This is a genomic window from Micromonospora mangrovicola, assembly GCF_047200535.1.
Lineage (GTDB): Bacteria > Actinomycetota > Actinomycetes > Mycobacteriales > Micromonosporaceae > Micromonospora.
In genome coordinates this window covers 1-9,059 of sequence record NZ_JBJZOG010000164.1, presented here as the reverse complement: position 1 = coordinate 9,059, position 9,059 = coordinate 1, and the positions used below count along the sequence as shown (strand labels likewise).

The 9,059-nt window shown below is 68.1% G+C and carries 9 protein-coding genes; 6 read left to right on the top strand and 3 right to left on the bottom strand.

All coding sequences use genetic code 11. The features are described 5' to 3' along the window. Positions 1-668: 668 nt before the first annotated feature. A complete protein-coding gene (locus ACL02O_RS32675) occupies positions 669-1,226 on the bottom strand; it encodes a dihydrofolate reductase family protein (protein WP_412822045.1) in 558 nt (185 codons plus the stop codon). 20 nt (positions 1,227-1,246) lie between these two features. Here ACL02O_RS32675 and ACL02O_RS32670 point away from each other — a divergent pair, with 20 nt between their 5' ends. The 4 genes from ACL02O_RS32670 (at position 1,247) to ACL02O_RS32655 (ending at position 4,442) form a co-directional block, all read left to right on the top strand. Beyond that, positions 1,247-1,669 (top strand): cyclic-phosphate processing receiver domain-containing protein, encoded by a 423-nt coding sequence (locus ACL02O_RS32670; protein WP_412822044.1) that lies wholly within the window; start codon positions 1,247-1,249, stop codon positions 1,667-1,669. 493 nt (positions 1,670-2,162) lie between these two features. Beyond that, positions 2,163-2,525 carry a MarR family winged helix-turn-helix transcriptional regulator gene (locus ACL02O_RS32665; RefSeq protein ID WP_412822043.1) on the top strand — a complete coding sequence of 121 codons (363 nt, stop codon included), beginning with the start codon at positions 2,163-2,165 and terminating at the stop codon, positions 2,523-2,525. Beyond that, a complete protein-coding gene (locus tag ACL02O_RS32660; protein WP_412822042.1) occupies positions 2,522-4,021 on the top strand; it encodes an MFS transporter in 1,500 nt (499 codons plus the stop codon). The genes ACL02O_RS32665 and ACL02O_RS32660 overlap by 4 nt, the downstream gene beginning before the upstream one ends. 109 nt (positions 4,022-4,130) lie before the next feature. Next, positions 4,131-4,442 carry an EthD family reductase gene (locus tag ACL02O_RS32655; protein ID WP_412822041.1) on the top strand — a complete coding sequence of 104 codons (312 nt, stop codon included), beginning with the start codon at positions 4,131-4,133 and terminating at the stop codon, positions 4,440-4,442. A 228-nt stretch (positions 4,443-4,670) separates the two neighbouring features. Here ACL02O_RS32655 and ACL02O_RS32650 read toward each other — a convergent pair whose 3' ends face one another. Then, on the bottom strand, positions 4,671-6,641 hold the full coding sequence (locus ACL02O_RS32650; protein ID WP_412822040.1) for an AfsR/SARP family transcriptional regulator: 1,971 nt from the start codon (positions 6,639-6,641) through the stop codon (positions 4,671-4,673). 105 nt (positions 6,642-6,746) lie between these two features. Here ACL02O_RS32650 and ACL02O_RS32645 point away from each other — a divergent pair, with 105 nt between their 5' ends. Continuing rightward, entirely contained in the window at positions 6,747-7,625 is an 879-nt protein-coding gene (locus ACL02O_RS32645; protein WP_412822039.1) for an alpha/beta fold hydrolase, read from the top strand. Between the two features lie 274 nt (positions 7,626-7,899). Here the strand turns inward: ACL02O_RS32645 and ACL02O_RS32640 are convergent, their stop codons facing one another. Next, positions 7,900-8,400 (bottom strand): nuclear transport factor 2 family protein, encoded by a 501-nt coding sequence (locus tag ACL02O_RS32640; RefSeq protein WP_412822038.1) that lies wholly within the window; start codon positions 8,398-8,400, stop codon positions 7,900-7,902. Positions 8,401-8,472: 72 nt separating this feature from the next. On the opposite strand from ACL02O_RS32640, the gene ACL02O_RS32635 reads away from it, so the two are divergent. Continuing rightward, entirely contained in the window at positions 8,473-9,012 is a 540-nt protein-coding gene (locus ACL02O_RS32635) for a TetR/AcrR family transcriptional regulator (RefSeq protein WP_412822037.1), read from the top strand. Positions 9,013-9,059: the final 47 nt, after the last annotated feature.

The window sequence follows — 9,059 nt, the reverse complement described above, 5'->3', positions numbered from 1 at the left end:
ATCTCCCGAGGACTTGCTGGACAAGCTGCCGCCTGAGGTGTGTCGCCTCCGCCTGCTGGCTGCTGGCTGCTGGCTGCTGTGACTACCTACCATCCGATCCAGCCTCCAACGAGGACTCCCCAGCCGGACCATGCCCCGCCCGGCCCCTCGGCACTGGCCGCGATCGGACTACATCAAGCTGCCCCTCCCGCTCGCCGTGCGGCAGATCCGTGCGCGATGAGGGATGCTCTGCGAGGAATGCATGATCTACTCCCGTGACGGGCGGCACCGTCTGCTCTTCATCGAGGTGCCGGAGGGGAAGCCTGGAGAACCAAGAACCGGCAGGGCCGGGATGGTCAGCGACCCGCGGTGCTGCGATCGAGCCGCTGACGGGCGCCGGCGGTGAGGACGGATCCGTCGGGTCCCGGGCATCGACGCCGATGGACGTGATTGGCCCGGCGTAGCAAAGCCGGGACAATCACGGGAAGCATCTCCAGGGCGCTGCACGCTGGCCCGCCCCCGCCGGCTGGTATGCCGCCGAGGTGCTCGACGTGGTGGCCGTAGGTTCAGCCGGTCAAGGTCTGGTGATCGGATTGCCAAACCCTCCGACCGCGCGGCTCAGATCCGGATGTTCAATCACCAAGCGGACAGGGTGGCCGTCTGACAACGGGCCTTGGGAGTGCAAGCCGTCATCGTGCTCCTCGCCCGTATCGGGCGAGGACGGCGGCGCCGGTCTGCTCGGCCGCCAGGCACTCAAGGTACGCCGGCGGGCCGCCAGCGGGAAAGAGTCGCTGGCCGGTGCCGAGGATCGTGGGGAAGGCCAGGAGCCGGTACTCGTCGATAAGATCCTCGGCCATCAGCGTGTGCACCACGCTCAGGCTGCCCGTGATGATCACATCGCGTTGCTCGTGCTTGACGGCGTCGACGAGGTCGCCGTCGATGACCTGCGAGTTCGTCCATGCCGAGGCATCGGTCAGGGTGCGGGAGGCGACCAGCTTGGGAACCCTGTTCATCCGGGTGGAGAACGGGTCGTCGCGTCCCGGCCAGAGCCGGGAGAAAAGCTGCCAGGTGGTGCGGCCCAGCAGCATGACGCCGTCGTCTAGCGTGCTGCCGAGCCGGAACTTGTCCCCGGCGACCGTGCCGGGACCATGCCGGAACGCCCAGCCGCCAGTCGGTGTGCCGCCGGACCCGTCCGGGTCAGACACGATCCCGTCCAGGGTGATGAACTCAATGACGATGACGCTCACGATGGTGTCCCCTTCGGTCGATGCTCACCGGTACATACCGGCGGCACTGCCCGGACTCATCGCGGTTGGCGAAAATCGTCGCCAGTAATCTGTCTTGGCAGCTCAAACACCTCGAACACGACCGGATCGGCGAACACGACGTTGTGGCCCGGACGAGCGCTGCCGGAGTCGAGCTTCTCAATCGGTACCGGGACGGGTGCCTGGACGAGCTGTGGCTGGACCACGACTTGGGCGGGGACGACACGATCTGGCCGGTCGTGGAGATCCTGGAACAGGCCGCGTTCGAGAAGCGACCCTTCGACATCGGCGTCATCAAGGTCCACTCCGCCAACCCTGGCGGTGCTGCGAAGATCGCGCAGGTCCTACGGCACTGGGGCTATCGGGTCCACGTCGCGGCGGGCTCCACGGACGTCGGCCATCTCGACGGCCCTGCGACGAGCTGATCGAGACGAACGTGTCGCCGGGCGGCCATCACGCTCGGGCGGCGGCAGATCCGGATGTCCGATGAAGCCTGCGTTCGACTCCGGCCGGGCTGGTTTATGGCATGGGTTGAAGCTGGCTCAGTGCCAACCGACCTTGCCTGTCAGCGTTGGAGCTTTCCTTCCACAGGTAGGTGGCCGCATGCTCTGGTTCGCCGCCGAGACCAAGCGCCTGCTGCTCGCTTCGCGAGCGGCGGCGATGAGGTCGTGGGTGACGGGGTCGTCGCGGTCGGCGCGTGCTCGTCAGGGCCGGCGTGCAGACGCCCGACGACGGTGGCCGAGAGGACGAGGCTCGGGGCCGGGTTCGAGCCGGGGCCGAGGGATACATAAAGCATTCATATAAAAATGCTATGCTTCGACCATGAGCCGTCAAGACGCCGCTCGTGGCGCTTCCACTGAGATCGGCTCAGCCCTCTACGGGTTGGCCACCAGAGCCGTGAGACGTCTTCCACGTGACATGAGCATCACATCCGCGGCCACCCTGGCCACCCTGGATCGGACCGGCCCGCGACGGATCACCGACCTCGCCGTGATCGAAGGTGTCACCCAGCCCGCGATGACTGTCCTTGTTCGGGTGATGGAGGAATCCGGGCTGGTCGAGCGGAGAGGCGACCCGTCCGACAAGCGGGTAACGCTGGTGTGTCTGACCGAGGCGGGCGCCTCCTATGTTCGGGCGCGCCGCCGGGCGGGCGTCGAGGCGTTTGCGCGATTGATCGACGAACTCACCAGGGAAGAAGTCAACGCCTTGAAGGCGGCCCTCCCAGCGCTGCTGCATCTGGCCGAGCTCGAAGACCAGGATCGCGACGGGGCGAAGCAGTGACCCTCTCAGAGCATTCCAAGGCGCGCCTACTGGTCCCCGCCCTGATTTTCATAGCACTGGTCGTCGCGGCGGTCGGCAGTCTGGGAACGCCGCTCATCACCAGCGTGGCCACCACGTTGCACGTCTCGCTCGACAGTGCGCAGTGGACGTTGACTATCGCGCTGCTGAGCGGCGCCGTCGCTACGCCCGTCCTCGGCCGGCTCGGCGCCGGACCACACCGGCGGACCACGATTCTCGCCACGCTGGCGGTCGTTGTCGCCGGCAGCACGCTCACCGTGCTGCCGCTGCCATTCGCCTGGCTGCTTGCCGGCAGGGCGGCTCAGGGCGTCGGGCTCGGATTGACGGCGCTGATGATGGGCGTAGCCCGTGACCATCTTCCCGAGGGGCGCAGCGCGGCTGCGATCGCCCTGATCTCGGTGGTCTCGATCATCGGGGCTGGCGTAGGTTACCCGCTCGCCGGGCTGCTCGCCGAACTCGGCGGTGTACGAGCGGCCTACAGCCTCGGCCTGTTCGTCACCGCTGCCGCATTCCTGGCCGCGTGGCGCTCTATCCCCAAAGCTCCCGAAGGCCGCTCCGCTCGCGTGGACGTTGCGGGCGCGCTCGTCCTAGCGGGGGGACTGTTCCTCGTCCTGTTCCTGGCAAGCCAGAGGAGCCTGTGGAGCCATCACCTCCGTGTGGCGGTGGTCCTCGCCATCGGCGCTGTGCTCTTGCTCTGCATCTGGATCGCCTCCGAGTTGCGCAGCAAGACACCGCTGGTCGATGTCCGGGCCGTACGGCACCCAGCAGTCGCCGGGGCGAATATCGCCATGTTCGTCGGCGGGAGCGGCATGTACCTGCTGCTCACCCTCATTACCCGGTACGCGCAGACACCGAACAGCGTCGGCTACGGATTCGGGCTCACCACCTTTGCCGCCGGGCTGGTCCTCGTCCCGTTCTCCGTGCTGGGCTTCATCGCCGGCAAGCTCACGCCCCGAGTCCGCGAACGGATCGACGCCCCCCTGCTCTTGGCCGGCAGCGCTGTCGTCGTCGGCGGCGGGTTCGTCCTGTTCGCGGCCGACCGGTCGAACCTAGCCGAACTGCTCACGGCCATGGGCGTGCTCGGCTTCGGCGTCGGCAGCTTCTCGGCCGCCATGCCCGGCGTCATCCTGGCCGTCACCCCCAAGAGCGAAACATCAAGCGCCATGAGCTTCAACTACGTCGTCCGCAGCGTCGGGTATTCCCTAGGCAGCGCTCTAGGCGGCCTGATCCTGGCCGCCGGCACCGATAGCGGCCATCTCTTCCCAAACGACGGCGCCTACACCACGGCAGCACTGATCGGCATCGCCGCGATGGCGATCACGGCACTGACCAGCCTGACGCTCGCCCGCCACCGCCAGCCGGAGATCAACCAGGGCACCGAACCAGCGTCAGTCAAGTCGATCCGATTACCGGAAGAGAGGCAAGCCGAACAAGAACTCCACAGCCAGCTACGCCGAGGCGGCAACCCCATCGCCTGAGGCGGTTGCGCAATCCCACGTATGCGCCGCCGACTCTCCGCTGACACGGCAATGACCATACGCAAATGTCCAGCTGGATAGCACGCACCCGTAAGCAAAGGAACCGAACATGCACAAGTTGGTGGTCCTGTATCCCGAGCCCGCCGATCCCGACCACTTCCGCGACTACTACGTGACCCACCACCTCCCGCTGGTCACACTCATGCCCGGCCTGCTCGCGTGGCGCTACAGCTTCGACGTGGCAGCGACGCAGGGACAGGCGCCGTACTTCGCGGTCTTCGAAGCCGAGTTCGCTGACGCTGCGGCAATGACCGCATCGAGGTCGTCTCCGGAAGGCCGGCAGGTGGCCGCCGATGTCGCCAACTACGCCACCGGCGGTGCGGTCGTCATCCACTATCCGGTGCAGGACGGCACCGGCTGAGCCATCAATTCACCGACTCGAACGCATAGGTTAAATACGACGCGAATTTATCTGATCTCGTACTTTTCGCGACACGATCGAACGCACTCACTTCGGCACGACCGGACGCTGATCAGGCGCGCGGTCGGCGGCAGATCGTCGGTGGCAGGCTGAGCGCGATGCGGGAGGGAAGTGCTCAGTGGCCTGGCGATCCGCGACGGCCTGGATCTGCTGGAAAGGCTCTCCTGCTCATCGGGTGCGGCTGAGGGCCGCGTCGAGGTCGTCGAGATGACGTGAGACGGGGCCGGCGGTGAGCATGCCGCTGCCGGCTCCGGCCAGCTCGTCGGCGGCCGGCGTGAGTTCGATCCGGGCGCGTTTCATCACCGTCCGGTTGTCCAGGGCGATTGCAGCTTGGGCGGTGAGGCACCACAGGGCTTCGAACAGCAGGTCGCGCGGCGGATCTGGGACCTGACGCAGCGCCGCAGCGGCATCGGTCGGGCGGTCCCGTCCCAGTAGGACGAGTGGGCGCACCCAGGGCGTGTGAGGGCCCCAGTCGGTCTCGTCGTCGAAGTGGACTGGTTCCCCGTGCGACACGCGTAGGCATAGCAGGGCCAGCGGTAGGAGGCCCCGCTCGACGCCGGGCATGCCGGCGTTGGCGAGCTGTGCCGCCCCGTTGCGGTAGGCCGCTTCCGCGGGCTGTGGCGACGGCTCGGTCGCGGCCAGTCGCAGTGCGCCGTACCACTGGGTGAACACGCCGACCAGGGGGCGGTCGTACCGCTCGGCGAGCCGGTCCGCTGCAGCTGCGTGCTGGTCGCCGGTGGCGAAGTCCGCGAGCGCGCTGCGGGCCTGCAGTCGGACGAGATGGCCGAGGATCTCGAACGTCCCCAGTCCGTGCTGAGCGGAGAGCGCGACGAGTTCGGCACCGATCTGGTCCCGCTGGGGAGCCAGGCCTGCGCGGTGAAAGGTCTGCATGAACACGCCGTTCAGAGCGAAGGCCAGCAGGGCGGGGTCGCCCAGGCGGCGCGCGATCCGCTCCGCCTCCTCGGCAGCCTCGGGTCCGCGCGGGGCGCGGGTGCCGCGTGACTCCACCGCGATCGTGGCCAGCAGTCGGGCTCGTGTGGCCTCGGACGAGTCGGGACGTAAGGCAGTCAGCGCCCGCTCGGCCGCCGTCACGATCTGCGCCGCCTGCGCCGGATCATCCGACCGCGTCCAGATCGCGGGCACGTCGTAGCCGCCGATCACCCGGGCAGTGAGATCAGGATCACCCAACTGCTCGGCGGCGGCGATGGCCACGATCCGCTGCCTCCGCGCCGCCTCAAGCCCGCTCGCCCCTGTCACGGCGAGACTCCGCAGCAGGCCGACCGTCGACTCCAGCCGAGAGCCGGAGCCGGACGCTACCGTACGGTCGTATGCCGCTGTGGTCTCCGCCCAGACCCGTTGCGGTCCCGGTAAACCCAGACGGTCGCTGACTCGATCGGCTTGACGGAGGATGTCGGTCTCCAGGCGACGCAGTCGCGGGCTCGGATCGACGCCTAGCTGTTCCAGGAGCAGGCTGCGGGCCCGGCGCAGTACCGCAAGCGCATCACCCTGGCGTCCCGTGCGGTACAGGGCGAGCGCCAGCAGCCGCCACGCCTCCTCCCGCCACGGATGTTCGGCCACATGCGCGTCGAGATCGGGTACGACGTCCGAGGGGCGCCCGACATCCAGTCGCGCCTCGGCCCGCTGCTCGATCGCGTTCAGCCGTAGCTGTTCGAGGCGGGAGCGCGCGACGCGCGACCACGGCTCGTCATCGAGGCCGGCGAACGCTGGCCCACGCCACCAAGTCAGGGCACGATCGAGCCTCTCGAGTGCCTCGTGAGGGGAGGCCCTGGAGGCGACGGCGACCTCGTCCTCGAACCGCCAGGCGTCGACCGCATCCGGCGCCAACCTGAGCGCGTAGCCCGGGCCCTCCGTGACCAGCAACCGAGCCGACTGACGCGGTGGACGCTGCGGCTCCAGCGCGCGCCGCAACGCCGCCACGAACGTGCGGACGCTGCCAACCGCGCTCGGTGAGGGCTCCTGCCACAGATCATCGACGAGGCGGTTGACCGGTACGACCCGACCGCGCGCAACAACGAGTCGCGCCAGCACCGCGCGGTGTTTCGGCCCTTTCAGGTCCAGCGGCGCGCCGACGCCGTCCCAGGCGACAACCGGCCCGAGAACACCGATGCTGACCTGCACTGATCGAACCGCCCTTCCAAACCTGCGCCTAACGTATCGCGCTCATCGTTTGCTCATCCGCGACCGGCAGGCTGGGATCGTCCGGCCAACGAGAAAAGGACGATCATGACAATTGCCATTCCCGGGTTCGACTACCAGCGCGTCTCGGTCGACGATGACGTGACACTGAACGTGGCGGTGGGAGGTACGGGCAGCCCGATCGTGCTGCTGCACGGCTTTCCGCAAACCCACGTCATGTGGCGACACGTCGCCGGCGACCTCGCCACCGACCACACCGTGATCTGTCCCGACCTGCGCGGCTACGGCGCCAGCGACAAGCCCGACGCGCGCGACGCCGACACGTACTCCAAGCGGACCATGGCCACCGACATCCTCACCCTCGCCAGCCAGCTCGGCCACGAGCGCTTCGCCCTGGCCGGGCACGACCGCGGCGCCCTCGTCGCCATCCGCGCCGGCCTCGACCATCCCGCTACGATCACCCACCTCGCCATCCTCGACGTCCTGCCGACGCTGGACATGTGGGACATCCTGCACGGGTCCTCCGCCGCTGTTGCCTTCCACCTGTACCTGATGGCCCAGCCACCCGGCCTGCCCGAGCAGATGATCAGCGCCAACGCAGACGCCTTCTTCGGCTACTTCCTCGACCTATGGGCCAAGAACCCCCATGCCATTCCTGCAGACCTGCGGGCGGAGTACCTGAAAGCCTCCCGCGAGGCGGTCCCCTCCATCGTCGCCGACTACCGCGCCACGGCCGGCATCGACCTCGAACACGACCAGGCCGACCGAGCCTCCGGAAATCGACTGCCCATGCCGGTCACCGTCGTCCAACAGGACTGGGGAGCCGCACTTGGCTACGACGCCGCCGCGCTGTGGCACACCTGGGCTGCTGATCTGGACCACCGAACCACGTCGGTCGGGCACTTCATGGCCGAGGAAGCGCCCAACGAGATCATCAAAGTCCTGCGCTCCCTGCTTGCGCGGTAGCGAATCATCTGCCCGCCGACGGCGCGCTAACGCGCTCAATTCGGCATGTCCGTGAGTCGAGCTGAGCAAACAGGACGTCACGCTGCGTAGCGAGCGGCGGATCGCATGACAGTGCGCAGCTCGTTCTGTTGACCTCGCCTTGCGCGACGTCGGTTGCTGGTTGGGGAAGTCGGCGCGGCGGGGCCTATAGACCCGCTGCCGAGCTAACTTTCTCGCAAGCGACTCTAAAGAAGCCCGAGAACGCCTGAGCCGGATCCCGCTGGGCCGCTGATCGTCACGACCGCGCCGGGCCCGGCCGGTCCGACGATTCGCCGGTTGTCAGTGCGGCGGCCAGGGCGGGCAAGCGGCCGAACGCGCGGGCACCGGCCACGTGGTCGACGTAGTCGCGGGACTCGACGATCTCGCCGTCGCGGACCCGCACCACGAAGATGCACGGCATCGTGAAGGTGCGGCCGTCGATCACGCCGGCGTACCGGAACTCGAAGATCACGACCTCGGGATCGGCCGTCGTGTACACGTGATCGTCGACAATGTCATAGCGCAGGACTCCAGTGGGGCGGCCAGGGCCGGCGGAAAAGTGTTCGCGCAACGCAGCCCGGCTGCGCAGCGGGGTGTCGCCGAGGGGGTTCAGCGGGTGCCGCACGTCGGTGCGCTCGGCGTAGCAGGCGGCCAGTTCGTCGAACTGGGCCGCCTCCTCGGCTGCGGTGAGGCCGCCGCGCATGAGGCGACAGACCCCGGCGGCCACGGTGCGGACGGTTTCTTCGGGCGTGCGCATGGTCTCTCCTTCTCACCGAAGTCTGGACTCCGTTTACGATAGCGAAGTCGAGACTTCGGTTAAAGTGCTCCCATGCGCCAGGATGCACGGGAGAACCGCGAGCGCATCCTCGCCGCCGCCGACCACGTGTTCGGCACGCGCGGCGAAACCGGCTCGACCGAAGAGGTAGCGCGGCTGGCCGGCGTCGGCATCGCCACCGTGTTCCGGCACTTCCCGACGAAGGAGGCACTGGTCGAGGCCGCGCTGGTGCGGCACTTCATCGGCCTGCTCGGCCGCGCCCGGGCCGCGGCCACCGCACCCGACCCGTCTGCGGCACTGTCCACGCTGATCCGCGACATGATCGAGAGAGGCGCCAGCAAGCTCACGCTGGCCTCGATGCTGGGCGACGATGCACCACCGGCCGTCGTTGCGGTGTCGACCGAGCTCAAGTCGGCGGTCGACACGGCGCTGCGCCGCGCCCAGGCCGCCGGCAGCGTCCGGCCGGATGTCGGTGTCGAGGAGCTCTACCTGCTAATCCGCGGCCTGGCCCAGACCACCGCGGCGACGCCGGTTCCGGCAGCCGTGCTCGATCGCGCCGTCGAGGTTATCCTGGCCGGCTTCGCCACCCGGTGATCTTCGACTGGTCCTGACATGATCACATGCACGCTCATCGGCTACTT